At 72.4% G+C, this 23,916-nt stretch carries 23 protein-coding genes and 1 pseudogene; 13 read left to right on the top strand and 11 right to left on the bottom strand.

Features of this window, described 5'->3' with window-relative positions:
• The 5 genes and pseudogenes from VT50_RS08505 to VT50_RS08485 form a co-directional block, all read left to right on the top strand.
• A pseudogene (locus VT50_RS08505) lies at positions 1 to 491 on the top strand (toll/interleukin-1 receptor domain-containing protein); the annotation flags it as partial.
• A gap of 294 nt (positions 492 to 785) precedes the next feature.
• Complete coding sequence (locus VT50_RS08500; protein WP_046090194.1) at positions 786 to 1,532, top strand: FG-GAP repeat domain-containing protein; 747 nt, start codon at positions 786 to 788, stop codon at positions 1,530 to 1,532.
• Between the two features lie 170 nt (positions 1,533 to 1,702).
• Positions 1,703 to 3,916 carry an MMPL family transporter gene (locus VT50_RS08495; protein ID WP_046090193.1) on the top strand — a complete coding sequence of 738 codons (2,214 nt, stop codon included), beginning with the start codon at positions 1,703 to 1,705 and terminating at the stop codon, positions 3,914 to 3,916.
• Positions 3,917 to 3,921: 5 nt separating this feature from the next.
• Positions 3,922 to 5,121 (top strand): sensor histidine kinase, encoded by a 1,200-nt coding sequence (locus VT50_RS08490; protein WP_206269371.1) that lies wholly within the window; start codon positions 3,922 to 3,924, stop codon positions 5,119 to 5,121.
• A 5-nt stretch (positions 5,122 to 5,126) separates the two neighbouring features.
• A complete protein-coding gene (locus VT50_RS08485) occupies positions 5,127 to 5,774 on the top strand; it encodes a response regulator (protein ID WP_046090191.1) in 648 nt (215 codons plus the stop codon).
• Between the two features lie 22 nt (positions 5,775 to 5,796).
• Here the strand turns inward: VT50_RS08485 and VT50_RS08480 are convergent, their stop codons facing one another.
• The 4 genes from VT50_RS08480 to VT50_RS08465 all read right to left on the bottom strand — a co-directional run bounded on the left by VT50_RS08480 (position 5,797) and on the right by VT50_RS08465 (position 8,517).
• Entirely contained in the window at positions 5,797 to 6,384 is a 588-nt protein-coding gene (locus VT50_RS08480) for a peroxiredoxin (protein ID WP_046090190.1), read from the bottom strand.
• Positions 6,385 to 6,407: 23 nt separating this feature from the next.
• On the bottom strand, positions 6,408 to 6,863 hold the full coding sequence (locus VT50_RS08475; RefSeq protein WP_046090189.1) for a GNAT family N-acetyltransferase: 456 nt from the start codon (positions 6,861 to 6,863) through the stop codon (positions 6,408 to 6,410).
• 59 nt (positions 6,864 to 6,922) lie between these two features.
• Positions 6,923 to 7,648 (bottom strand): DUF899 domain-containing protein, encoded by a 726-nt coding sequence (locus VT50_RS08470; protein ID WP_046090199.1) that lies wholly within the window; start codon positions 7,646 to 7,648, stop codon positions 6,923 to 6,925.
• A 236-nt stretch (positions 7,649 to 7,884) separates the two neighbouring features.
• Positions 7,885 to 8,517, bottom strand: coding sequence for a DUF4232 domain-containing protein (locus tag VT50_RS08465; RefSeq protein WP_046090188.1), 633 nt, complete (start codon positions 8,515 to 8,517; stop codon positions 7,885 to 7,887).
• Positions 8,518 to 8,738: 221 nt separating this feature from the next.
• On the opposite strand from VT50_RS08465, the gene VT50_RS08460 reads away from it, so the two are divergent.
• On the top strand, positions 8,739 to 9,293 hold the full coding sequence (locus VT50_RS08460) for an NUDIX hydrolase (protein ID WP_046090187.1): 555 nt from the start codon (positions 8,739 to 8,741) through the stop codon (positions 9,291 to 9,293).
• Positions 9,294 to 9,307: 14 nt separating this feature from the next.
• Here VT50_RS08460 and VT50_RS08455 read toward each other — a convergent pair whose 3' ends face one another.
• Positions 9,308 to 10,066: a sulfite exporter TauE/SafE family protein gene (locus tag VT50_RS08455; RefSeq protein WP_046090186.1), complete on the bottom strand. Its 759-nt coding sequence runs from the start codon at positions 10,064 to 10,066 to the stop codon at positions 9,308 to 9,310.
• Positions 10,067 to 10,203: 137 nt separating this feature from the next.
• The gene (locus tag VT50_RS08450) at positions 10,204 to 10,965 is read right to left on the bottom strand and encodes a DUF4232 domain-containing protein (protein WP_046090198.1); all 762 of its coding nucleotides are present in this window, start codon (positions 10,963 to 10,965) and stop codon (positions 10,204 to 10,206) included.
• A 323-nt stretch (positions 10,966 to 11,288) separates the two neighbouring features.
• On the opposite strand from VT50_RS08450, the gene VT50_RS08445 reads away from it, so the two are divergent.
• From VT50_RS08445 to VT50_RS08430, 4 genes are all read left to right on the top strand, one after another.
• Positions 11,289 to 13,622: a protein kinase domain-containing protein gene (locus VT50_RS08445; RefSeq protein ID WP_046090185.1), complete on the top strand. Its 2,334-nt coding sequence runs from the start codon at positions 11,289 to 11,291 to the stop codon at positions 13,620 to 13,622.
• Positions 13,623 to 13,719: 97 nt separating this feature from the next.
• Complete coding sequence (locus tag VT50_RS08440) at positions 13,720 to 14,421, top strand: hypothetical protein (protein WP_240529086.1); 702 nt, start codon at positions 13,720 to 13,722, stop codon at positions 14,419 to 14,421.
• 110 nt (positions 14,422 to 14,531) lie between these two features.
• Positions 14,532 to 14,783 (top strand): hypothetical protein, encoded by a 252-nt coding sequence (locus VT50_RS08435; RefSeq protein ID WP_046090184.1) that lies wholly within the window; start codon positions 14,532 to 14,534, stop codon positions 14,781 to 14,783.
• A gap of 11 nt (positions 14,784 to 14,794) precedes the next feature.
• Positions 14,795 to 15,952, top strand: a complete 1,158-nt coding sequence (locus VT50_RS08430) for an SPFH domain-containing protein (RefSeq protein WP_079343788.1) — start codon at positions 14,795 to 14,797, stop codon at positions 15,950 to 15,952.
• Positions 15,953 to 16,083: 131 nt separating this feature from the next.
• Here the strand turns inward: VT50_RS08430 and VT50_RS08425 are convergent, their stop codons facing one another.
• Entirely contained in the window at positions 16,084 to 16,983 is a 900-nt protein-coding gene (locus tag VT50_RS08425) for a LysR family transcriptional regulator (protein ID WP_046090911.1), read from the bottom strand.
• A gap of 108 nt (positions 16,984 to 17,091) precedes the next feature.
• Here VT50_RS08425 and VT50_RS08420 point away from each other — a divergent pair, with 108 nt between their 5' ends.
• Entirely contained in the window at positions 17,092 to 18,150 is a 1,059-nt protein-coding gene (locus VT50_RS08420) for a PhzF family phenazine biosynthesis isomerase (protein ID WP_078841031.1), read from the top strand.
• A 16-nt stretch (positions 18,151 to 18,166) separates the two neighbouring features.
• Positions 18,167 to 19,180 carry a zinc-dependent alcohol dehydrogenase family protein gene (locus VT50_RS08415; RefSeq protein WP_046090912.1) on the top strand — a complete coding sequence of 338 codons (1,014 nt, stop codon included), beginning with the start codon at positions 18,167 to 18,169 and terminating at the stop codon, positions 19,178 to 19,180.
• Between the two features lie 70 nt (positions 19,181 to 19,250).
• On the opposite strand, the gene VT50_RS08410 is transcribed toward VT50_RS08415, so the two are convergent.
• Positions 19,251 to 19,799 carry a MarR family winged helix-turn-helix transcriptional regulator gene (locus VT50_RS08410; RefSeq protein ID WP_420822176.1) on the bottom strand — a complete coding sequence of 183 codons (549 nt, stop codon included), beginning with the start codon at positions 19,797 to 19,799 and terminating at the stop codon, positions 19,251 to 19,253.
• A gap of 212 nt (positions 19,800 to 20,011) precedes the next feature.
• Here VT50_RS08410 and VT50_RS08405 point away from each other — a divergent pair, with 212 nt between their 5' ends.
• Positions 20,012 to 21,082, top strand: a complete 1,071-nt coding sequence (locus VT50_RS08405) for an alkene reductase (protein WP_046090913.1) — start codon at positions 20,012 to 20,014, stop codon at positions 21,080 to 21,082.
• Positions 21,083 to 21,113: 31 nt separating this feature from the next.
• Here VT50_RS08405 and VT50_RS08400 read toward each other — a convergent pair whose 3' ends face one another.
• The 3 genes from VT50_RS08400 to VT50_RS08390 are packed head-to-tail and all read right to left on the bottom strand — an operon-like array spanning position 21,114 to position 23,910.
• Positions 21,114 to 21,884, bottom strand: a complete 771-nt coding sequence (locus tag VT50_RS08400) for a hypothetical protein (RefSeq protein WP_143645193.1) — start codon at positions 21,882 to 21,884, stop codon at positions 21,114 to 21,116.
• A gap of 59 nt (positions 21,885 to 21,943) precedes the next feature.
• Entirely contained in the window at positions 21,944 to 23,044 is a 1,101-nt protein-coding gene (locus tag VT50_RS08395; RefSeq protein ID WP_046090915.1) for an ABC transporter ATP-binding protein, read from the bottom strand.
• The gene (locus VT50_RS08390; protein ID WP_079343786.1) at positions 23,041 to 23,910 is read right to left on the bottom strand and encodes an ABC transporter permease; all 870 of its coding nucleotides are present in this window, start codon (positions 23,908 to 23,910) and stop codon (positions 23,041 to 23,043) included. The genes VT50_RS08395 and VT50_RS08390 overlap by 4 nt, the downstream gene beginning before the upstream one ends.
• Between the last annotated feature and the right edge of the window lie 6 nt (positions 23,911 to 23,916).

Here is a 23,916-nt window from a genome sequence, read left to right as displayed (position 1 = left end):
GTATCCCCACTCCCCCCGTGCCTCCCCCCTCTCCGACACCTCCCGCCGCGCCCGGCCCCATCGAATGCGCCGCGGCCTTCGACCTGCAGATCGAGCTGGTCACCAGGGTCGGGGTACAGCCGCTCGCCCCGGACGAAGGGTCCCTCCGGGAAGCGCTCACCTCGCTGTACTCGCTGTTCGCCACCACACGCGACGTGCTCCACCGCGTGGCCGCCGAATCGGCCCGCCCGCTCACCCTGCCGACCATCGCGTCGACCATGACCAACCAGCACCTGCGCCCCTTCCTGGCCGCCTGGCACCCGGCCCTTCAGGAGCACGAGGCCAACCGCCCTACGGATACCAGCCCGGTCGAACATGAACGGCAGTGGAAACGAGCCGCCGAAATGCGCGCGGAACTCGCCGAACTCCGCACCCCACTCACCTCAGCGGCCAAAGACCTCGCCGCCCTGTGCGGCATCGACCTCATCGGTCCTCCCCCCGCGTCTCAGTGACCCGCGCGGCCCGCCGGGGGGCAGGTGGGTGACGTCGCGTCAGCCGTTCGTTAGTGGGCCGCTAATGGAACGGTAGCGGGCACCGGCAGGGTGAGTGGCACACCGGGCGCAGCGCCGCCGGGCGCAGTACTCCGCCCACGCTGGGCAAGAGGAACGGCCGCCTATGCCCTGGTGAACCCGAAGACCACAGCTCCGCGGCGGACGCCGTCCGGTTCGGCGGGACGGACCAGTGACCCGTAAAAGCTGGGCGCCGCGCCGCGGTTCTCTCGTAGCACCGACGTTAGGAGTTCGCAGATGCTTCGCAAACGGTCACGTCTGATCGCCGCGCCGATCGCGGCTGTCGCCCTGAGTCTGGCTTTCGCCGGTTACCAGGCCAGTGCCGCCGGGTCTTCGCCCTCGGGCGGCTCGGGGCAGTCGGGGAAGGTCGCCAAGGCGGCGGGCCCGTGTCTGGCCGATGCCACGACGCTGGTCGGGGATCTCGACGGCGACGGCCACCCGGACAAGATCGCGAATCCGGGGCACACCGGTACCAAGATGACGATCCAGTGGGGCGCCGCCGACGGCTCGTTCGGCGCGAAGCAGTCCGTCAGCGACCTCCTCGGCGCGAAGGAGGGCGAGGTCGCGACGGCGGCGGTCGCCGACTTCCAGAACGACGGCACCCTCGACATGGTCGTCAACATCGTCGAGCCGTCCGGCGGGGACGACCCCTCGACGGCGCGCGTCGCGGAGTACCGCCCCGGCCCGCTCGAGCGGTCGGACCTGGGCTCCGCCAAGGCCCGCCACTCCGACATCGGCGACCACGGGGAGGTCCAGGAGCTGCGGATCGCCAACTACGGCGATGACGCGTACCCGGACCTCGCGATCCTCAACAACTCCGGTGACGGGCAGCTGGACCGTGATGTGCGTCTGTCGAACGCGGGCAGCGGCCCGGGCGACTTCGACTACGCACTGAAGGAGAAGTACGGCGAGTTCGGGACCACGGCCGAGCCGCCCGCCATGCCCAGCGACGGCTGGAAGCAGTTCTACGAGTCCTGCTCCTGACCACCACACCGCTCCTGGGCGCCGCCGGTCCTCTGGGCACCGGCGGCGCCCGGCGTTGGGGCCTGGCGGTGGCTGTCCCTGCGCGGCGTCCCGGTCAACCGATCGGTTGACGGGAAGTTCAACCGGGTACCTCTGTCGGCCAGTCGCACCGGCCAGCAAGGCTCTTGCGCATGAAATCACTCACTGTGCGCATGGCGCGCTGGAGCGGTCGACACCCCTGGCGGGCCATCGTCGGCTGGCTGGTGTTCGTGGCGCTGTGCCTGGGGGTCGGCAGCGCCGTCGGGACACACAGCGCGACGACGGCCGACTACCGGGTCGGCGAGGCGGGGCAGGCGGAGGCGCTGGCCGCCGAGGGGGGTCTGGAGCGCCGGGCCACCGAACAGGTGCTGATCTCCGCCCGGTCGGGCCCCCTCGACCGGGACGCGGCCGACGCCGCCGCCGGGGACCTGACCGCCCGGATGAAGCGGCTGCCCGAGGTCGCGGGCGTCGCCGATCCGCTGCTGTCCGAGGACCGCCGGATCCTCATGATCCAGGTGGCGCTGAAGGGCGAGGAACGGGACGCCAAGGACAAGGTCGACGCCCTGACCGGGCAGACGGCCGCCGTGGCGAAGGCGCACCCGGGGCTGCGGCTCGAGGAGACCGGAAGCCCCTCCATCAGCAAGGGAGTCGACCAGCAGCGCGGCGACGACCTGGCGCTCTCCGAGGAGATCACGCTTCCCATCACCCTGATCACCCTGCTGGTCGTGTTCGGATCCGTGACCATGGCGGGGGTGCCGCTGCTGCTCGCGCTGTCGTCGATCGCGGCGGCCATCGGACTCTCGATGGTGGCCTCCCATGTGTCCCCCGACGCCGGGGTCGGCACGAACGTCATCCTGATGATCGGCCTCGCGGTCGGCGTCGACTACACCCTCTTCTACCTCAAGCGGGAGCGCGAGGAGCGCGCCCGCTCGGGCGGGCGGTTGAGCTCCCAGGCGCTGGTGGAACTGGCCGCGGCCACCTCGGGCCGGGCCGTCGTGGTCTCCGGGCTCGCGGTCGTGGCCTCCACCGCGACGCTGTATCTGGCCTCCGACGTCATCTTCTCCTCGCTGGCCACCGGCACGATCGTGGTCGTCCTGGTCGCGGTGGCCAGCTCCCTGACGGCGCTGCCCGCGATGCTCGTCAAGCTCGCCGAGCGGGAGGAGCGCCGGGCGCGGCGCCGTGCCGCGCGGGGCAAGCCCGCGCGCCGGGCCCGGGCCGACGGCGGTGGCCGGGTGTGGGCCGCCCTGCTGCGGCCCGCGAGCCGACACCCCTTGGCCACCCTGTGCATCTCCGTTCTCGCCCTGCTCGCGCTCGTCCTCCCGCTGAGCGGGCTGAAGATCACGGAGATGAGCCGGGACACCCACTCCCGCGAGATCGCCGCCATGCGGGTGTACGACCGGCTCAACGCGGCGTTCCCCGACCAGCGGGTCACCCACCAGGTCGTCGTACGCGCCGACGCCGCGCGTTCCGGCGAGGTCGGCGGGGCGCTGCGGGAGCTGGCCCGGCGCGCCGACGCCGACCCGCTGTTCACCGGCGCCTCGCAGTCGGGGGTGCGGACCTCGGCCGACCACCGGATCAGCACGCTCGAGCTGAGGGTGCCGCACCTGGGCAACTCCGACCAGGCGTATGACTCCCTCGACCACCTCCGCGAGGACTACCTCCCGGCGACCGTCGGCCGGGTCGACGGGGCGGAGTTCGGCGTGAGTGGCGATGTCGCCCGGTACGCCGACTATCCCGCGCACCAGAACGGCAAGCTCCCGCTGGTCCTCGGGGCGTTGCTGCTGGTGACCTTCGCGATGACCGCGTACGCGTTCCGCTCGCTGGTGCTGGCGCTGCTCGGGGTCCTGCTGAACGTGCTGTCCGCGGCGGCCGCGCTCGGTCTGCTCGTCCTGGTCTTCCAGGGGAGCTGGGCCGAGGGGCTGCTGGACTTCCACTCCACCGGTTCGATCGGATCGCGGGTGCCGCTGTTCCTCTTCGTGATCCTCTTCGGGCTCTCGATGGACTACCAGGTGTTCGTGGTGAGCCGGATCAGGGAGGCCGTACTCGCGGGCGCGTCCACCAGGCAGGCCGTGCTGGACGGCATCCGGAGGTCGGCGAGCGTGGTGACGAGTGCGGCGGTGGTGATGACGACCGTCTTCGTGAGTTTCGTCTTCCTCCACATCATCGAGATGAAGCAGATCGGCTTCGTCCTCGCGGCGGCCGTGCTGCTCGATGCCTTCATCGTCCGGATCATGGTCCTTCCTTCGGCGATGCTGCTGCTCGGTGAGGCGAGCTGGTGGCCGTCACGGGCGGCGGGCCGGGCGACAGAATGGGGGGCGGCTTCGGCCGACACCGCCGACGGACGGCCGGCGGTCGACGTACGTTGATCGGTATGACCGCTCTCACCACACCCCTGGCCGACGCCTTCTGGGCCACATCGCTGCGCCGGTGGAACGCCGTGTGCTGGGTGCTGTTCGGTGCGATGGCCATCGGCCTGGTGACGACGGTCCCGGCGGGCGGGGGCAAGCACACGGCGCTCGCGCTGCTCAGCTGTGTGGTGCTGTGCTACGCGGTGCTCGACCGCTTCCCCGGGAACCGCGTCGTACGGCCGCGGGTCTATCTCTCGGCGCTGGTGCTCGCGCTCGGCGGGCTGGCCTACCTGGGCAGCAGCTATGCGGCGCTGTTCATGGTGACGCTGCCGCACTACTGGATGTTCGGGCGCACCCCGCGGGTCTCGATGGGGTTCCTCGGGCTGGCCACCGGTGCCACGCTGGCCGGGAGTCTGGTCCGGCAGGGCTGGACGGCGGAGTTCTTCGGCGAGACGCTGGTGTCCACCCTGATCGTGGTCGCGGTGGGCGTACTGATCGGCCTGTGGGCGCACTCGATCGTCGCGCAGAGCAGTGAACGGGCGCGGCTGATCGAGGAGTTGGAGCGCACCCAGGCGCAGCTGTCCGAGGCCCACCAGCGGCAGGGCGCGGCGGACGAACGGGAACGCATCGCTCGGGACATCCATGACACGCTCGCGCAGGGCTTCGCGTCGATCATCGTGCTCGCAGAGGCGGCCCAGGCGGGCATCGACCAGGATCCGGCGACCAGCGCCCAGCAACTGCGGTCGATCGAGTCCACCGCCCGGGAGAACCTCACCGAGGCCCGGGAGTTGGTCGGCTCGGCGCGGCAGCCGGGCCCCGGCCAGGTGGCGGGCGGTTCGGTGGCGCAGACCCTGCGCCGTACGCTGGACCGCTTCACGGAGGACACCGGGCTGGCGGTGGACGCCGATCTGGCGGACCTCGAATGCGATCAGCAGACCCGTATCGCGCTGCTGCGCTGCACCCAGGAGTCCCTGGCCAATGTGCGCAAACACGCGGGCGCGTCCATGGTCGGCGTGGTCCTGGCGCGGCGTCCGCACGGGGTGGAGCTGGAGATCACCGACGACGGGACCGGGTTCCTGGTCGGGGAGTCGACGGGCTTCGGCCTCGACGGCATGCGCAAGCGACTGGCGGAGCTGGGCGGGAGGCTCACGGTGACGAGTTCGGTGGGCGACGGGACGCGGATCCTGGCGATGGTTCCCGTGGCGGGCGAGGTGGAGGCATGAGGAGCATGGCGGACGAGGGGGTCGGAGGGCTGCGGATCGTCGTCGTGGACGATCACACCGTGATGCGGGCCGGAGTGATCGCCCTGCTCGCCGCAGAGGACAGCATCGAGATCGTCGGCGAGGCGGGGGACGGACGGGCGGCGCTCGAACTGGTCGAGCGGTACGACCCCGATGTGGCCCTGGTCGATCTGCGGATGCCCGTACTGGACGGGGTGGCGACGACGGCCGAGATCGTCGCCCGGTATCCGCGCACCCGGGTGCTGATCCTGACCACGTACGACACCGACACGGAGATCGAGCGCGGGGTGGAGGCCGGCGCCATCGGCTATCTGCTCAAGGACACCACCCGCGAACAGCTCGTCGACGCCATCCACGCGGCGGCACGGGGCGAGACGGTGCTCGCTCCCCGGGTGGCGGAGAAGCTGGTGGCGCGGATGCGACGGCCCGTTCAGGACCCGCTGACCGACCGCGAGACGGACGTCCTCAACGCCGTGGCGGACGGTCTCACCAACGCCGAGATCGGACGACGCCTCGTGATCGCCGAGGCCACGGTGAAGACGCATCTGCTCCGGCTGTTCGCCAAGCTGGATGTGAACGACCGGACGAGGGCGGTGGTGGTGGCCATGGAGAGGGGGATCCTGGAGCGGCCTTAGCCCACGGAGGGTTCCTCCACGCCTACAGAGGGTTTTCCGCGGCCCGCAGAGGGTTCTTCCGCAGCCAGGTCAGCACCTGATCGGCGTGCTCGTTCGGCGGGAAGACCGGGTAGAAGACGTGCTCGATGACGCCATCGCGGATGACCAGCGTCAGCCGCTTGTAGAGGGTCAGCCCGCTCACCTCGAACGTGGGCAGGCCCAGCGTCTGCGCCAGGCTCCGCGCGGGGTCGCAGAGCATCTCGAACGGCAGGCGGAGCCGCTCGACGACCTCGCGCTGATAGTCGGTCTCCTGGCTGGACAGCCCGAACACCCGGACCGCACCGGCCGCGAGCAGTTCCTGGTGGTGGTCGCGGAAGCCGCACGCCTCGGGGGTGCAGCCGCGCGCCCCGGGGATCGCGTCCCAGCCCTCGGGCATATCGGTGCCCGGGCGGCCGGTGAGCGGATAGACGTAGATCACCGTCCGGCCCGGGCCGAGGGCGTCCAGACGGACCGTCGTACCGCCGGTGCCGTGCAGCTCCAGGGGCGGCGCGGACGTCCCCGGCAGGTGCGCTGCCGCGCCGTCGTCCTCGGGTACGGGCAGATCGGACGGCAGGCTCGCGTAGTCGGTCATCGGGGGCTCTCCTTGGCTCCGGGTCAGGGACGGATGTGCTTCCGGTAGTGGACGCGGTCGTACGGGCCGTCTTGGCGGCGTTCGGTGACCTCGTATCCGTACCTCGGGTAGATCTCCTGGTTCTCCCACATGAGGGCGTTGGTGTAGAGCCGGATCTCCGGGAGGCCGAGGGCGCGTGCGTGGGTTTCGGCGAAGGCGAGCAGGTGCCTGCCCACGCCCTGGCGGGCGGCGTCGGGGTGTACGGCGATGTTCTCCAGGACGAGGTGGCCGGGCCCGGCCACCAGGACCAGCACGCCCACGACCGGATCGCCGGTGACGAAGACGCGGCCCGCCGCGATGTCCGCCGCGTGATCGGCGTCCATGGGGGCCGGGCGGAGTCCGATCCGCGCGATGTAGGGGCGGTATGCCGCGTCGATCACGGCCTTCACGGTGTCGGCGTCGGCGGCCGTCGCGGGTCGGATGTGGTGGTCGTGGCCCATGGCTCCACAGTGTGAGTGCGGCATACGGGGGTCAACACACGTGCGTGGTGACGGCGGCGTCAGGCGGGCTGGCCCCGGGGGCCGCGGCGGGTCTGGGCCAGCCATTCCGGGGCCGGTTCGGGCTCGCCGTACGCGTCGTGCCAGTTCCACCATTCGTACGGCGGGGTCTGCGGGTAGCCCTCGGGCGAGTCCTCCCACGTCTCCTGCCGTCCGAGTGCGGTCATGTCGAGATAGGCCCAGGTGTTGCCCAGCGCCTCATCGCCGCGGGCGTTGGTGAAATAGGTGCGGAACACGTGGTCGCCGTCGCGGATGAACGCGTTCGTGCCGTGCCACTCGTCCACGTCGAAGTCGGCGTCGAAGTCATCGGTGATCGTGTACCAGGGCATCGTCCACCCCATCCGCGCCTTCACCCGCTCGATCTCCGGCTGCGGGGCGCGCGAGGCGAAGACGAGGGTGGTGTCGCGGGCGTTGAGGTGGGTGAGGTCGCCGACGTGGTCGGCGACCATGGAGCAGCCGCGGCAGGCGTGCTCGGGCCAGCCGTGGACGACGGGCTCGAAGAAGGCGCGGTAGAGGATCAGTTGCCGACGCCCCGCGAACAGGTCGAGCAGGCTCACCCTGCCCTCGGGTCCGTCGAACGCGTACGCCTTCTCCACCGCCAGCCACGGCATCCGCCGGCGCTCGGCGGCCAGTGCGTCACGGGCGCGGGTCAGCCGCTTCTCCTCCCCGAGCAGCCGCTGCCGCGCGGCCTCCCACTCCTGCGCCGAAACGATCGGGGGTGTTTCCATCGTGACGTTCACCTTCCAGTTCCCGGTCCGGTCCGCGCCTTGCCGCCCCCCGCCATCCCGCTGTCGCCCCCGTCATCCAGGGTCGGCCGTCATGGGTGAGGGCGCACGCCGGTGCGCCAGAGGTTGAACGTTCGATCGGTCATGCGGAGTGCTTGCTCATGGCAAAGCCCCAGGCCAGCGGCCCGGGGAAGCTTTGCTGTCTGCCGTTGTCGAGATCCCTGCGGCGGTGTGCGCGGCTACTTGCCGGTGCCCACCGGGTCCACCTTGATGGCGGAGCCGGAGCCGTCGGTGACCGGGACGTTGATGCTCACGGGGAGGGAGTGGGAGTGGGTCTCGTTGGGCGGGGTGACGACGAGGGTGGTGAAGGTCTCGCCGCTGCCGCCGGAGTCGTTCGGCGGGTAGTGGAGCGTGAAGCGGGTCTCCTCGCCCGGGCTGACCTTGGTCTTCGGCGCCGCGAGGCCGCTGCGCTCGGCGCTGATCGAGCCGTTCTTGCTCTTGAGGTCCACGCCGGGGAAGCCCTGGAGGGTGCAGGGGGCGGATCCATTGTTCTTGAGGTCGACGATCAGCGTGCCCTCACCCATGCCGTGCGAACTCCTGAACCCCAGCTGGGAGGTGGTGCAGGCGCCGGCGCCGCCACCGCTGCCACCCGCACCGCCGTTGCCCTGGTCGCCTCCGGCCGAACCCGAGGAGCCCCCGTCCGACGAACCCGACGAGCCCGAGTCCGAGGACTCGCTCGCGGCCGAGGAGGGCGAGCTTCCGCTGGCGTCCGTGTTGTCCTGGCACGCGGTCAGTCCGAACGCGGCGACAGCGACGACCGCCGCGGCGGCGACCTTGCGTGTACGGCGAAGAGTGATGGTGCGGTGCGACATGAGTCCCCCTCTTGTCGTGGACTTCGACCCCGTCCTCCGGGGCCGTGACAACAAGACTGTCCGTCGGCGCTGACGATCCACTGCCGCGCCACTAACGCCGTGTTAACAGGGCGTCCGTCCGAACCAGCCAGCCCGTCCCTCGCGTTCACGGGCACGGGGCCCGGGTCTGGAGTGCGGAAAACCGCGCGCCCCGGGCGGGCTCGCGTCGTTAGGATCCGCGCATGGCCACAGCCGATCACTCAGTCCTCCATGTCCTTGCGGGCTACCGGCCGAAGACCTCCGCGGAATACGCCGACGTCGAGCGGGTGCGCGACGTCCTCGAGGCGGGTGCGCCCTGGGACCGGACGAGTCCCCTCCACATCACCGCCTCCGCCCTGATCGTGCACCCCGACAGCGGCCGGGTGCTGCTGCGCTGGCACCAGCGCCACCAGTCGTGGCTGCTGGTCGGCGGGCATGGCGACCCGGGTGAGTACGACCCGCTCGCCGTGGCGCTGCGGGAGGGACAGGAGGAGACGGGGCTGCCCGACCTGGCCCCGTGGCCGGACGCGGAGGTACGCCATCTGGTGATCGTCCCGGTCCCGGCGAACAGCAGGGAACCGGCGCATGAGCACGCCGATGTGCGCTTCGTGCTGGCCACCAGCGCTCCCGAGGCGGTACGGCCGGAGAACCCGGACGCGCCGCTGCGCTGGCTGACGCCGGACGAGGCACGGATGGCGATCACCGAGGCCAACATCCTGGACACGTTGTCCCGGGTGGAGCCCCTGCTCGCCCGCTGATCACGCGGCCGGGGTCAGCGCCAGAGGGAGATCGCCAGTCCCAGACCGCCCAGCGCTATGGCGATGCGGAGGGGGGTCTCGGGGAGGTGGCGGACGACCGCGGGGCCCAGTCGGCTGCCCAGCAGGGCGCCCAGGCCGAGGGTGGCGGCGGCGGGCCAGTTGACGGGGGCGACGGCCACGTAGGCGACCGCGGCCGTGACGTTGGCCGCGCCGGTGGCGATGTTCTTGACGGCGTTGGTGACCGGGAGGGGTTCCGTGGCCGTCAGGGAGAGCACCGCCAGCATCAGGACGCCCGAGGCCGCGCCGAAGTAGCCGCCGTAGAGGCCGACCAGCAGGACCGCGCACGCCAGCGGGAGGGTGGGGCGGGCGGTGTGGGCCGGGGGGCGTGAGCGGGAGGCCATGAGCCGCCGGAGCGGGTCGCGGACCAGGATCAGTACCGAGCCGAGGGCGATGAGCCACGGTACGACGGCCTCGAAGGCGGAGGACGGGGTGCCCAGCAGCAGGGCGGCCCCGACCGCTCCGCCCAGTGCCGCGAGGGCGGCGAGCCGGAGGAGGCGGTCGCGCTGGCCACGGAGTTCGGGGCGGGATCCGGCCGCGGTGCCGACGGTGTTGGAGAACAGCGCCACCGTGTTGGTCACATTCGCGGCCACCGGCGGCAGTCCCACCGCCAGCAGCGCCGGATAGCTGAACAGCGAGGCCAGCCCCGCGATCGAACCGGCGAGCCCGGAGGCCACGCCGGCCGACACCAGCAGCGCCGCGGAGCCGATGCCCATCCGTTCCCCACCCCTGTGCCTGTGGCCTGTGCGCCCGCGTCGGCGGCGCCGCCTCATCCTCCAGCGGGACCTGTCTTCTATGCAAGACAGGGTTCATATGGGTGGACGTGCGTGGCACAGGGGTGCTTGTGGGTGTGTTACCAGGTCAGGGCGGTCTGCGCGTCCGTCTGCCAGTAGGTGACCTGCGACCCGCTGTCGACGTAGACCGAGCCGCCGGGCAGTGCGACCGGCTTGGGGTCCTCGTTGCCGTCGATGAAGACCTCGAGCGAGTCGACCTTGCCGCCCTCGGCGCCCGAGCCGTCCGCCGCGGAGGTGGTGATGCCCGCGTAGGCGCTCTCGCCCGGGGCGAGCATGACCACGGCCTGCGGCTTGCTGTCCTCGTTCACCGGAGTGGCGGCCTGCGCGTCGGCGCCGAACTTCAGACCCGGGTAGCCGACCAGCTTGCAGTCCACCCCGGCCTTGTTGGTCACCTTGAGCAGCATGTGGTTGATGGGGTTCTTGACGTGCTGGACGGTGATGGCCGTCTTGTTGATGTCGCAGTCGCCGACCGGCTCGGCCTCGGAGCCGCCCCCGGACTTCTGGGTCTGCGACGTCTGCGACTTGGCGTCCTCGGCGCCCGCGGCGCCCTCCTTGCCGCCCTGCTTCCCCTCGTCGGCCTGGTTCTCCTTACCGGACCCCTTGGCGGCCTGGTTCCCCTTACCGGCCTCGGACTTGCCCGCGCCCTGTCCGTCCGTCGAGGACGCGGGGGCCGTGGCCGAGGAATTCGCCTTGTCCGCGTGGTCGGAGCCGCCGTCCCCGCCCCCGCCGCACGCCGCGGTCAGGCTCAGGGCGGCGGCGGCCACGATGGTGGCGGCGATCGAACGGACGGTGCGGCCGCGGCGGTAAGCGGTGACGTTCATGGCGGGCTCCCCCAGGGGGTCGGCGGTCCGGCCGGTGTTCCGCACCGGCCCTCGGTATGGCCATGAGCTTTCCGTGTCCCGCTGGCGTATCACTGCCGTCCCGAAGCCGTTCCGCTAACGCCCCGCTAACACAACTCCCCTGCCCACACCGCCCCGTTCGCCCCGCCCGGCACCGTGGCGCACGTCACCGTTCCGCCACGTCCTGGACGGCATGGTCCGCCGAGGCCCCGCCGACCTAATGTAGGTCTCCGGCAGGGACCGTTCGAAGCGCGGAGAGCAGCGCGGAAAACAGCGCGAGAGAGGCGCGGGAGAGGGGATCGGCGATGCCGCTGGCCACCGGGGATCCGGAATCCATAGGCGGCTACGCCCTGCTCGACCGGCTCGGGGCGGGCGGCATGGGCGTCGTCTACCTCGGGCGGGCGGCCTCGGGGCGGCGGGTCGCGATCAAGCTGGTCCATGAGCAGTACACGCAGGACGAGGAGTTCCGCACCCGCTTCCGGCAGGAGGTCGCGGCGGCGCGCCGGGTGAGCGGGGCGTTCACCGCCCCCGTCGTGGACGCCGATCCGGAGGCCGACCGGCCGTGGATGGCCACCCTGTACGTGCCGGGGCACACCCTCTCCGAGGTCGTACGGAGGAACGGCCCCCTGAACGGACGGGAGGTGCGGACGCTGGGCCTCGGACTGGTCGAGGCGCTGCGCGACATCCACCGGGCCGGGGTGGTGCACCGGGACCTGAAACCGGCCAACATCCTGATGGCCGAGGACGGTCCGCGCGTCATCGACTTCGGCATCTCCCGCGCCGCCGACAGCCAGACGCTCACCGTCACCATCGGGCGCGTGCTCGGCACCCCGCCGTTCATGTCACCGGAGCAGCTGCGCAGCCCCCGGGGCGTCACGGCGGCGTCCGACATCTTCTCGCTGGGCTCGCTGCTGGTGTACGCGGCGCGGGGCAGCAGCCCGTTCGAGTCCGACAGCCCGTATCTGTCGGGCTACCAGGTGATGTACGAGCACCCGACGCTGGAGGGGGTCCCGGAGCCGCTGCGGCCCATCGCCGAGCGCTGTCTGGCCAAGGAGCCGGAGGCCCGGCCTGAGCTGGACGAGCTGCACCGGATGTTGCGCGAGCTGTCGGACTTCCCGGCGGCGTCTCCAGCGGCTTCTCCGGCAGCGTCTCCGGCGGCTTCTCCGGCGGCTCATCCGGCGGCTCATCCGGCGGCTCATCCGGCGGCTCATCCGGCGGCTCATCCGGCGGCGGTCGAGGGCTCCGCGACGACCCGTGGGTCCGCGGAATCCGCCACGGGACGTCCTCCCGTCCCCTCGGCACCGGCACCGGCCCACACCCCCATCCCAGCCCACGCCCCTCAGCGCACCGCACCCGGGCGAGACGCCCGGCGGCGGCTGGTCGTCACCACCGCCGGGGTGGCCCTGGCCGTCACCGGGCTGACCGTCGCCGCGGCGGTCTTCGCCCCGGACATGAAGGACTCCTCGGGCGACGCGTCCGCCACCTCCGACGCCGCGCACTCCCAGCCGCCCGCCTCGCTCCCCAAGGGCTGGCGGCCGTGGCGGGCGGACCTGCGGGTCGGGAGCGACGGGCCGCCCCTGGTCTACGACGAGTCCGGATGCGCCCCGGAGGACGGCCGGGCCCTGTACTGCGGCGGCAGCGGGTTCACGGTCGCCAGGGTCGACGCCGCCACCGGCCACGTCCAGTGGCGGTGGGGCACCCGCCCGCAGCTCGCACGGCCGATCGGGGTGCGGGACGGAATCGTCTACACCTACCGGGTGCCGGAGGAGGGCGGCGAGCGGTTTGTCGTGGCCCTCGACGTCACCACCCGGAAGCTGCGGTGGGAGAGGAGCATCAGCGGCTCCGCCGCGGTGCGCATGTTCACCGGCGGGGTGCTGACACTGTCGCCGGACGCCCGGGAGCTCGTCGCCTACGGGCCGTCGGGTGCGCAGCTGTGGCGGTCGCCCGCGCCCAGGGGGAAGTTCTGCGAGCCGACGACGCTGGGCGGGGCACCGTACGCCCTGTGCGCGCCCACCGGCTCCGAGGGCCTGGCCGCCGAGGGCCCGTACGACCTGCTGCGGTTCGACCCCGCCGACGGCACCCAGCACACCCTCACCACCCTCCCGAAGAAGACGCTGACCCTCGGCGCGGTCCAGGACAAGCCGCTGTTCCTGATCCCGCAGACCTCGAAGGAGGTGTACGACTCGGGGTACGAGCGCCCGTACAAGGCCATGGTGCGGGTGGATCCGCACACCGGCGAGGTCACGCGGATCCCGCTGCGGCGTCCCGTGCTCGGCAAGCCGACCCTGCTGCACGGCACCGTCTACTTCGTCCGTCCCAACGGAACGGTCACCGCGGTGGCGGCGGACAGCGGCCGGGAGCTGTGGCAGCGGGCGACGGACACGGAGAACCTGTCCGAGCCGGTGCGGTCCCAGCGGTACGGGCAGCTGTACTTCGTCAACCGCTTCGGCCGTCTGCTGGCGCTGGACGTGGACGACGGCAAGGAGGCGTGGCGCACGGCCGCGCTGACCGACCCCGGGACCGCGGCGCAGGACGCGGAGCCGAGGGTGGTGTTCGTCAAGGACGCGATCGTGGCGACGGCCGGGGACACGGCGTTCTCCATACGGCCGGACCGTCCGTCGGTCCGGCCGTCATCCTGACCGGCGCGCCGTCCTAACCTGCGGCTTTCCCGCGTCGGCTCGATTGGGCCCTGGGTTGCCTGTCGTCGGCACAGGTTTATCGGCAATACTTCCGGCCGTGGAGCAGAGCACTGGACCGATCATCCCGCCCATGCACACCGCCGGGACGGATCCGGGGTACATCCCCGGCCTGACGTCCCCGCGCCCTGCCGATGTGGAGGAGGACGCCCCGGACAAGGCAGCGGCGGAGCGACCGCCGGAGGAAGTCACCGCCGAGGACGAGCCGGAGCCCGACGCCGAAGAGGGCGCCGAGGCCGAGGCGGAGTCCGACGGCGAGGCCGATGCGTCGAAGGACGGCGTCGCGTCCGACGGGGAAGCGGACGACGAGAAGGACGAGGAGGACGAGGAGGACGAGGAGGACGAGGACGCGGACGAGGACGGCGGGGCCGTCTTCGAGGTGTCCGACCGGCGCGGTGCGATACGAGCCGGGCGCCGAGGCGTCGCTTTCGAACTCGACGGCGAGAAGGCCGATTTCGGGTGGGACGAGATCGGCGCGGTGGAGGTCGACACCCCGCGGTTCGGCAAGCGCTTCGGGATCACCGTCTATACGACCAACCGGCGCTGGTACACCGCCGATGTCGAGGCACCGGCCCGTAAGCTCCTCAAGGACTGGACGGCGGAGCTGGACGCGGTGCTCGACGCGTATTTCGAGGACTCGGAGGGCTCTGAGGGCTCGGAAGGTTCTGAGGGCTCCGAGGGCTCTGAGGACTCGGTGGACGGCGGGGCCAAGGCCACCGACGCCAAGGACACCACCTCGTAGCGGCCCGTTCGCCCGGACACCGCCGCCCCGCCGCGCACAGCCGTATCCGGCGCCGTGAAAACGGTCTAACGTCGGACGTCAGCAGCGGAACGACGGGGGGCAGCTGCCGCATGACACCGGATGATCCTGTGATCGGTCGCACCGGGGTGCTACTTCTCGGCACCCGTGGTGCCAGTGGTCCCGGCGAGGTCCTGGTGCGCGTCAGAGGCGGCTCGGAGACGTTCCTCGCCTGGTCCTCCGACCCGCTGCCGCAAGGCGCGTCCGTCCTCGTGATCGACTTCCGCGGTTTCCGCCAGGTCGACGTCATCGAGTGGACCGATCCATTGAACGCGTCGTCCGGCGGGGCCGACGGCGCAGGTTGAGGAGACAGAGGATGTTCGGTTACTGCGTACCCGCACCCGACCAGGCGATGTTGATCTCGGGTGGCAGGCGTGGACATGGGGGTGCGCCGTTTCGCGTGGTGACCGGGCACGGCAAGTTCGTGCTCCCGGTCATGCGCAAGGTCCGCTTCCTGACGCTGGCGATGTGTGAGGCCGAGGTCGAGGAGAAGTGCGTCAGCAAGCAGGGCATCACGCTGACGGTGCGCGCCGTGATCGCGTTCAAGGTGGGCAATGACAACGAGTCCATCGTCAACGCGGGGCAGCGGTTCCTCTCCGACCAGGACCAGATGGCGGTGCTGACGGGGCGGATCTTCGCGGGTCATCTGCGGGCCATCATCGGCTCGATGACGGTCGAGGAGCTCATCACCGAGCGGCAGAAGCTGGCCACCGAGGTGCTGGACACCTCCAAGTCGGAGATGGCGAAGATCGGTCTGATCGTGGACTCGTTGCAGATCCAGTCGATCGACGACGGCGACACCGGCTACATAGACGCCATGTCCGCCCCGCACAAGGCCGCCATCCAGCGGCAGGCCCAGATCGCCCAGGCGCAGGCCAGCCAGGCGTCAGCCGAGGCGGAGCAGGAGGCGGCGCGCAACCAAGCGGAGTACGCGCGGCAGACGGCGGTGGTGCAGGCCCAGTACAACGCCGAGGTGGACCGCGCCCAGGCGCAGGCCGCCCAGGCCGGGCCGCTGGCGGAGGCGCACGCTCAGCAGGAAGTGCTCTCCGCACGCACGGAGCTGGCCCAGCGGGCGGCCGATCTGCGGCAACAGCAGTTGGTGGCCGAGATCGTGAAACCGGCGGAGGCGGAGGCCGAGCGGATCCGGGTGGTGGCGCTGGCCGAGGCGGAGCGAATGAAGATACAGGCCGAGGCGGCGGCCTCACACGGCAGGGTCGCGCTCGACCGCATGCTCATCGACCAACTGCCGCAGATCGTCAAGGAGGCCGCTTCCGGGCTCTCCGGGGCGAACGTCAATGTCCTCAACGGGGCGGACGGGTTGGGCGAGATCGCGGCGGGCCTGGTCGGCCAGGGGCTGACCATCCTGGACTCGGTGCGGCGCAATATGGGTGCCCCGGGTGCGGAGAACGAGGCCGGGCGGGGCGAGCCGAAGCGGCGGGGCGGGGCGGACGACGGCGCGGTCGAGGTTCGTTAGGGGGGCCAGGTCGGGCGGGCTGCGGACGCCTGCGGCGGACTGTTCCCCTCCCCGCCGCTTCCCACAGCTGGGGCTCCCCCCCAGGCCCCGGGCTCCCGGGCTCACGGGCTCACGGGCTCACGGGGCGAAGCTCACGCCGGGAGCAGTCGCGTCAGCTCGTCCGCCACCGCCCGTGCCGCCGGGCTGGTCCAGCGGCGGCGGTGGCGGGTGAGCTGGACGGGGACCGGGGGGATGGCCGGGCCGTGGACCTCGGCGAGGTCGCCCTCGGCGAGCTGCCGTTCCACCGTGGCGCGGGGGAGCAGCGTCAGGCCGAGGCCCGCGGCGACACAGGCGCGGGCGGCCTCGATGCTGCCGAAGCGGGTGAGGCGCGGTGCCGAGCCGGGGAGGGCGAGGAGGGTGCGGACGAGGTGGTCGCTGTACGAACAGCCCTGTTCGTGGACGAAGAAGCTCTGCCCGGCCAGCTCGTCCCAGCCCGCCTCGCGTCCGGCCAGCGGATGGCCGGGGGCGGCGAGGTAGACGAGGGGTTCCCGGGCGATGGGGCGGGCCACCAGGTCGGCGTCGGTCACGTCCTGCTCGAGGAGCAGGACGAGGTCGAGCCGTCCCGTACGCAGCCCCTCGACGGCCGCCGCGCTGCCCGCGGGGTGGAGGCTGAGGTCGATACCGGGGTGGCTGTGGCGCAGCGAGGCGATCACACGGGGGAGGTGCGAGGCGCACAGCGACTCACCCGCGCCGAGGGCGACCGGGCCCTGTACCGCGCCGCCCGCGCCGTCGCCGTTTCCGGCCGCCGCCACCGCGCGCAGCCGGGCCTCGGCCTCCAGGACCTCCTCGGCCTCCGTCAGCAGTCGGCGGCCAGCGCTGGTCGGCAGGGCGCCTGACGGGAGCCGGTCGAAGAGGCGGGTGCCCAGCTCTCGTTCCAGGGTGCGTATCTGGACGGTGACGGTGGACTGGGCGAGATGGAGCTCGGTGGCGGTCGCGGTGAAGCTGCGGGTTCTCGCCAGTACCGCGAACGTCTTCAGCAGTCGTGTGTCCACGACGGTCAGGATAGTAGGATTCCGACCTGCCCTCATAGGACTTCTCGATCGCCTCAAGCGACAGGAATCGTTGGACGCGATGGAGCGGGCGGTGGAACGGTGGACGGCATGACCGCACCCACCGAACCCACGACGTCCGCCACCGGGTCCGCTACCGCGCCCACCGCCAGATCCGCCGCGTCCGCGACGCATGGCACGCCCGCCGCGTCCGCCACGGCCACGACGCACACCGCGTCCGCCGCGCCCACCGCGTCCGCCCCGGATGTCGACGTGCTGCGCTACTCCGCCTTCACCACCCGCCCCGACGGCGGCAATCCCGCCGGTGTGGTCCTCGACGCCGCGGCCCTCGCGGACGACGACGCGGCCATGACCGCCGTCGCCGCGCGGATCGGTTACTCAGAGACCGCGTTCATCACCGAGCGGGACGAGGCCGCGCGCCGCTACCGGCTGCGGTACTTCAGCCCGCTCGCGGAAGTCGCGTTCTGCGGACACGCCACCATCGCCACGGCCGTGGCCCTCGCCGAGCGCGACGGCCCGGGTGGGCTGGTCTTCGACACGGCCGCGGGTGAGATCCGCGTCGAGACCACGGCCGACGGCGACGGCCCTCCCCGCGCCACGCTCACCAGCGTTCCCACGCGGTCGCGCCCCGCCGACCCGGGTACGGAGATCGAGCCGACGCTGGCGGCGCTGGGCTGGTCCGCGGAGGACCTGGACCCGGCCCTGCCCCCGCATGTCGCCTTCGCGGGCAACGACCACCTCGTACTCGCCGCCGCCACCCGCGAACGCCTGGCGGACCTCGACTACGACTTCGACGCGCTCGGAGCGGTGATGCGGCGGCGCGGCTGGACGACGGTGCAGCTGGTGTGGCGCGAGACGGCGGAGGGGGCCGCGGGCGGCTTGGTCTTCCACGCCCGCGATCCGTTCCCCGTCGGCGGAGTGGTCGAGGACCCGGCCACCGGCGCCGCGGCCGCCGCCTTCGGCGGCTATCTGCGGGTACTCGGCCTGGTCGACGGCCCGACCAGGGTCCGTATCCGCCAGGGCGAGGACATGGGCCGCCCCAGCGACCTGCTGCTCGACATCACGCCCGACGACCCCCGGGCGCGGGTCAGCGGCCAGGCCGTCCCGATCCCGCGGACCGGGCAGGGAACGGACCCGCGAACCGCGTGAGAAGAGGAGCCGTGTGATGAAGACGCGCTACTACCACCTGCCGCGCCTCACCGGCGTGGACGCCCTCCGGCTGGACGAGCGCGAGGTACCCGCCCCCGGGCCTCGCGAGGTACTGGTCCGGATGCGGGCCTGGTCGCTCAACTACCGGGATTTGATGATCGCGTCGGACACGTACGGACGTGCCCTGAAGCCCGATGTCGTACCGCTGTCCGACGGCGCGGGCGAGGTGGTGGACGCCGGTTCCGAGGTGACCCGGTGGCGGGAGGGCGACCGGGTCACCGGGATCTTCATGCCCGGCTGGCTGTCCGGTCCGTCCGCCGCGCGGAAGACGGCGGGCGCGCTGGGCGGCCCGGCGGACGGGGTGCTCGCGGAGTACGTACTCTTCGACGAGGAGGCCCTGGTCGCCGCCCCCGCGCACCTCGACTTCGCCGAGACCGCGACGCTGCCGTGCGCCGCGGTGACCGCCTGGCACGCGGTGGCGGTCACCGGCGGGCTCACCCCCGGCCAGACGGTGCTGACCCTGGGCAGCGGCGGAGTGTCCCTGTTCGCCCTGCAGTTCGCCGCGGTCGGCGGGGCGAGGGTGCTCACCACCTCAAGCGACGACACCAAGCTGGAGCGGCTGCGCGCCCTCGGCGCCACCGAGGGCGTGAACTACGCCCGCACCCCCGACTGGGGCCGCGTGGTGGCCGAGGCGACCGGCGGCGGTGTCGACCACGTCGTGGAGGTGGGCGGCGCGGGCACCCTGCCGCAGTCGCTGGAGGCCGTACGCGTCGGCGGGCGGATCAGCCTCATCGGCGTACTGTCCCGGGACGGCGGGGCCGACCCGTCCTCCGTACTGCTCAAGGGCGTCACGCTGCAGGGGATGTTCGTGGGCAGCCGCGAGATGTTCGAGCAGATGAACCGCGCGATCGAGCACCACCGGCTGCGCCCCGTCATCGACCGCGCCTTCCCGTTCGCCGAGGCGCCCGCCGCGTACCGGTACTTCGCGGCGCGGGGGCACTTCGGGAAGGTGGTCATCACGGACGAGTGACGAGGAACGCCCCGGGCGGGGCCGAGCACACCAGCCGGGAACGTACCTGGGGTACCTCAGGCACCTCAGGTCAGCGCTCCGGCTCCGCCGCCCCCGCGGAGTCGGTCGCGGCCTGGACCAGGTTTCCCTCCAGGCGCTCCAGCGTGCGCAAGGCCGCGGTGCGCTCCTCATCGGAGAGGCCCGCCGTCGACATGTCCTCCAGCTGGCTCCAGATCCGCTCGACCTCACGGCGCAGGGCTTGGCTGGCCACCGTGGGTTCGATGATCGTCGCGCGCCTGTCGGTGGGCGAGGGGCTGCGGCGGACGAAACCCGCCTGCTCCAGCCGCCGGACCGTGCGGGTCATGGTGGCGGCGTCGGAGTCCAGCAGCCGCACCAGGTCGGTCTGGCGCTGCGGGCCGAGCTCCCACAGATGCATCATGACCAGCTCCTGGCCCGGATGCAGGCCGATGCGGCGCAGCAGCTGTCCGGCGAGCATGCGGTGCAGCCGGGCCAGCCGGAAGATCGCGTGACTGACCGGCCCGCCACCGGCCGCGGTCGGCACCGGGACGGTGGCCTCCCGCCCCATGCCCGCGGCCCCCTTCCCCGGCCCCTTCCCCGCCTCCGGCGTGGAGTGCGTCATCTCATCCTCACTTCCCTGCTTGGGCAGGATGAGCGTACCTCCCGAGCGGCGCATTCACCCGGCCCTTCAGCATCCATCCCCGTACGGCCAGTTAGCGGCATGTAACCCACCTCACACTAAGCCCCAGGAATGGCTCTTCGGTATTTACTTGTTCGGCTAGGTGATTTACTTGTCCAGACAGGCATCACCTCTCAGCCCAACAAGGAGGAGCCATGACCACCCCCTTCGATCCGATCGTCCTGGGCGGCAAGCACCTGGCCAACCGCGTCGCGATGGCGCCGATGACCCGTAGCCGCGCCTTCGGGCCCGGCGCGGAGCCGACGGAGCTGATGGCGACGTACTACGCGCAGCGCGCCAGTGCCGGGCTGATCGTCACCGAGGGCATCCAGCCCTCTCCGGTCGGCCAGGGCTACCCCGACACCCCCGGTCTGCACACGCCCGGGCAGGTGCGGGCGTGGCGAGCGGTGACCGACGCCGTACACCGGGAAGGCGGCGTGGTCTTCGCGCAGCTGATGCACACCGGGCGGGTCGGCCACCCGAGCCTGCTGCCCGACGGACTGGTGCCGGTGGGGCCGTCGGCCGTGGCCGCAAAGGGTCAGGTCTACACCCATGAGGGTCCGAAGGACTTCGTGACGCCGAGGGAGTTGAGCGAGGCGGACATCCGGCGGACGATCGCCGACTTCGCCGAGGCGGCCCGCAACGCGGTCGCGGCCGGGTTCGACGGAGTGGAGATCCACGGCGCGAACGGCTATCTGATCCACCAGTTCCTCACACCCAACTCCAATCTGCGCACGGACGCGTGGGGCGGCGGCACCGAGGGCCGGATCCGCCTGGCCGTCGAGGTCGCCACGGCCGTGGCCGAGGCGATCGGCAGCCACCGGGTCAGCCTGCGGATCTCGCCCGGGAACCCGTACAACGACATCGCCGAGGACGCCCCGGACCAGGTCTACCTCGCCCTGCTGGACCGGCTCGCCGGTCTGGACCTGGCCTATCTCCACCTGCTGGAAGGGCCGAACCGTGACCTGACCGCGCGGCTGCGGAAGTCGTGGCCCGGCGCGTTCATCATCAATCCGTTCACCCACCCGGACGCCACCGGGCCCGAGGCGCTGCAGCTGATCGAGGACGGAACCGCGGACATGGTCGCCTACGGGGCGCTCTTCCTGGCCAACCCCGACCTGCCGCGGCGGCTGGCCACGGGCGGCCCGTTCAACGCCCCCGACCCGGCCACGTTCTACGGCGGCGACCACCGGGGCTACACCGACTACCCCGCGCTCACCGCCTGATCGGCGCCCCGGCCGTCAGGGGACGGGACCGTTACGGGAGTCCGTGCAGCTTGGCGGTCAGCCTCCGCAGCAGGGCCACCCGGTCGCCGCCGCGCGGTCGGCAGTCCTCCAGTCGCCGGACGACCCCCGGCGGCACGTCCTCGACCCCGACCGCGTCCACGACCTTGTCGAGCGCGTGGATGCCCCAGTACTGGCTGAAGGCGAGCGGCTCCTTCACCACGGCGTCCGTGAGGGCGGCCAGCGCGTCCGCGTCCGGCACCGCGTACAGCCGCGCGTACGCGGCCAGGCGCAGACCGCCGTCCGGCGAAGTGAGCCAGCGGTCCAGGTCGGGGTCGGTGAGCCGCTGGGTGGTACGCACCAGCCGGGCGAAGACGCCGTTCATGCGCTGCGTACGGGCGGACCCACTGCCCATCGACCCCCGCACCTCGAGGTATTCGGCGGCCAGCCGGCGCACCTCCCTCAGCGCCGTCGCGCCGTCGGCCCCGGGCCCGTCGTCGCCGCTCCCCACCAGGGCGGCGTCGGCGATCCGCTCGGCGGCCTCGATGCGCCGCTCGACCGCCTCCTTGAACTCCAGGCGTACCCCGCCCGGCAGTTCGATGCTGTTGAGCAGATCGCGCAGCCACGGCACGACGGCGACCACCAGGAGCGCCACGGTGACGTTGTCTATCTTCAACTCCGGCGCCAGCACATGGGTGACGGCCACCGCGATGGCCACACAGCTCACCACGGACGCGACGACAAACCGACGCCTCCCGCCCCGCCCGGAATACCCCTCGCCCTCCCCGGGCTCCCCCTGCCTCATGCGCCCAGCATGCCCCAACGCGACCCGGCTGGGGCACGCATAGGTGCGCCGGGGGCAGCTTACGCCGGGTATGCATGGGTCTGGGTGGCCTTCAGGGTGACCCAGACCGTGCGGCCCGGGTGGAGGGACAGTTCGGCTACCGCCGCCGTCGTGAGGTCGGCCAGGAGGGGGAGTTCGCCGGTGAGGTCGACGCGGATCTGGTCGCCGTGGGACTCCATACCGGCCACCTCCAGCCGCCACAGGTTGCGCGCGCTGGAGTCGGGGCGGTCGCGGTGGAGGGTGACCGCGGCGGGTGGGAAGGCGACGAAGACCGGGCCGGTGAGGTCCTCGGTGGTGGTGATGGTGGCGCCGCCGTCGAGCGTCACGGTGTGGCCTTCGGCGCGGCCCTGGTAGAGGTTGAGGCCGACCAGGCTGGCGATGTAGTCGGTGCGGGGGCGGCGGGAGATGTCCGCCGGGGCGCCTTCCTGGACGATACCGCCGTCCTCCACGACCACGAGCCGGTCGGCCAGCACCATCGCGTCCAGCGGGTCATGGGTGACCAGGACGGCCACCGCCTCGAAGGCGGCCAGATGGCGGCGGAGTCCGGCGCGTACGTCCAGGCGGGTGCGGGCGTCCAGCGCGGCCAGGGGCTCGTCCAGGAGCAGCAGCCGGGGGTGGGTGGCCAGGGCGCGGGCGAGGGCGACCCGCTGGGCCTGACCGCCGGACAGGGCACGGGGTTTGGCGCCCGCGCGGTCGGTCAGGCCCATCCGGTCCAGCCACTCGGCCGCCTGGGCACGGGCCTCCGCCTTCGGCACCCCGTGGCAGCGCGGGCCGAACGCCACGTTGTCCAGCGCGCTGAGGTGCGGGAAGAGCAGATAGTCCTGGAAGACGACGCCGACCGGACGGTCCTCGGGCGCCACCCGCAGCCGGTTCCCCGGGTCCTCCAGGGTCCGGCCGTCCAGTCGCAGCGACCCCTCGGTGAGCGGAGTCAGCCCGGCCAGGGCGCGCAGCGCGGTCGTCTTGCCCGCGCCGTTGGGCCCGAGCAGCGCGACCACCTCGCCGGGCGCGGCGGTCAGCCGCAGGTCGAGCCGGAAGCCGCCCCGGTCGACGACGAGCCGGGCGTCGAGGCCGTCGGTGCGCAGCGCGGCGCCCTCGGTGGGGGAGGCGTCCGTACGGGTCATGAGGCGGCCATCCAGCGGTCGCGCAGCCCGGCCAGGACCGCGATGGAGACGGCGAGCAGGACGAGGCTGAGCGCGATGGCCGCGGCCGGGTCGCTCTGCAGCGCGAGATAGACCGACAGCGGCATCGTCTGCGTACGGCCGGGGAAGTTGCCCGCGAAGGTGATGGTGGCGCCGAACTCGCCCAGCGCCCGCGCCCAGGCCAGCACCGCGCCCGCGGCCACACCGGGCGCGACCATCGGCAGGGTGACGCGCCGGAACGCGGTGAAGCGCGAGGCGCCGAGGGTGGTGGCGGCCTCCTCGTAGCGCGGGTCGGCGGCCCGCAGCGTGCCCTCGACGCTGATCACGAGGAACGGCATCGCCACGAAGGCCTCCGCGACCACCACCCCCGCCGTGGTGAACGGCAGGGTCACGCCGAACGCCGAGTCCAGCCAGCGGCCCACGATCCCGTTACGGCCCAGCGCGAGCAGCAGCGCCACGCCGCCGACCACCGGCGGCAGCACCAGCGGCAGGGTCACCAGGGCGCGCAGCAGCCGACGGCCGGGGAAGCGGGCGCGGGCCAGCAGCCAGGCGAGGGGCACGCCAAGCACCAGCGCCACGGCGGTGGCGGCCGTCGCGGTGATCAGCGAAAGGCGCAGCGCCTGCCACACCGCGACGCTGGTCAGCTGGCCGGGCAGGCTCCGCCAGGGCGCGCGGACCAGCAGCGCGACCAGCGGAAGCACCAGGAAGGCCAGGCCGAGGAGGGCGGGGAGCAGGAGGGGGAGTGGGACGCCCGCGCGGAGGCGGGGGGTGCGGAGGCGGGCGGTGCGGAAGCGCGTGCCGGGGCGGGGGGTGCCGGGGCGGCGCCCCTTGCTGCCGCCGCTCAGCACCTCCCG

Source organism: Streptomyces antioxidans (assembly GCF_000968685.2).
GTDB lineage: Bacteria > Actinomycetota > Actinomycetes > Streptomycetales > Streptomycetaceae > Streptomyces > Streptomyces antioxidans.
The sequence above is the reverse complement of the archived record's forward strand: the minus strand, read 5'-3'. Positions and strand labels throughout refer to the sequence as shown.

Bases quoted from the DNA above. Each gene is read 5' to 3' on its own strand.
- VT50_RS08500 (WP_046090194.1), top strand. From the start codon at position 786: ATGCTTCGCAAACGGTCACGTCTGATCGCCGCGCCGATCGCGGCTGTC.
- VT50_RS08495 (WP_046090193.1), top strand. From the start codon at position 1,703: ATGAAATCACTCACTGTGCGCATGGCGCGCTGGAGCGGTCGACACCCC.
- VT50_RS08490 (WP_206269371.1), top strand. From the start codon at position 3,922: ATGACCGCTCTCACCACACCCCTGGCCGACGCCTTCTGGGCCACATCG.
- VT50_RS08485 (WP_046090191.1), top strand. From the start codon at position 5,127: ATGGCGGACGAGGGGGTCGGAGGGCTGCGGATCGTCGTCGTGGACGAT.
- VT50_RS08480 (WP_046090190.1), bottom strand. From the start codon at position 6,384: ATGACCGACTACGCGAGCCTGCCGTCCGATCTGCCCGTACCCGAGGAC.
- VT50_RS08475 (WP_046090189.1), bottom strand. From the start codon at position 6,863: ATGGGCCACGACCACCACATCCGACCCGCGACGGCCGCCGACGCCGAC.
- VT50_RS08470 (WP_046090199.1), bottom strand. From the start codon at position 7,648: ATGGAAACACCCCCGATCGTTTCGGCGCAGGAGTGGGAGGCCGCGCGG.
- VT50_RS08465 (WP_046090188.1), bottom strand. From the start codon at position 8,517: ATGTCGCACCGCACCATCACTCTTCGCCGTACACGCAAGGTCGCCGCC.
- VT50_RS08460 (WP_046090187.1), top strand. From the start codon at position 8,739: ATGGCCACAGCCGATCACTCAGTCCTCCATGTCCTTGCGGGCTACCGG.
- VT50_RS08455 (WP_046090186.1), bottom strand. From the start codon at position 10,066: ATGGGCATCGGCTCCGCGGCGCTGCTGGTGTCGGCCGGCGTGGCCTCC.
- VT50_RS08450 (WP_046090198.1), bottom strand. From the start codon at position 10,965: ATGAACGTCACCGCTTACCGCCGCGGCCGCACCGTCCGTTCGATCGCC.
- VT50_RS08445 (WP_046090185.1), top strand. From the start codon at position 11,289: ATGCCGCTGGCCACCGGGGATCCGGAATCCATAGGCGGCTACGCCCTG.
- VT50_RS08435 (WP_046090184.1), top strand. From the start codon at position 14,532: ATGACACCGGATGATCCTGTGATCGGTCGCACCGGGGTGCTACTTCTC.
- VT50_RS08430 (WP_079343788.1), top strand. From the start codon at position 14,795: ATGTTCGGTTACTGCGTACCCGCACCCGACCAGGCGATGTTGATCTCG.
- VT50_RS08420 (WP_078841031.1), top strand. From the start codon at position 17,092: ATGACCGCACCCACCGAACCCACGACGTCCGCCACCGGGTCCGCTACC.
- VT50_RS08415 (WP_046090912.1), top strand. From the start codon at position 18,167: ATGAAGACGCGCTACTACCACCTGCCGCGCCTCACCGGCGTGGACGCC.
- VT50_RS08410 (WP_420822176.1), bottom strand. From the start codon at position 19,799: ATGACGCACTCCACGCCGGAGGCGGGGAAGGGGCCGGGGAAGGGGGCC.
- VT50_RS08405 (WP_046090913.1), top strand. From the start codon at position 20,012: ATGACCACCCCCTTCGATCCGATCGTCCTGGGCGGCAAGCACCTGGCC.
- VT50_RS08400 (WP_143645193.1), bottom strand. From the start codon at position 21,884: ATGAGGCAGGGGGAGCCCGGGGAGGGCGAGGGGTATTCCGGGCGGGGC.
- VT50_RS08395 (WP_046090915.1), bottom strand. From the start codon at position 23,044: ATGACCCGTACGGACGCCTCCCCCACCGAGGGCGCCGCGCTGCGCACC.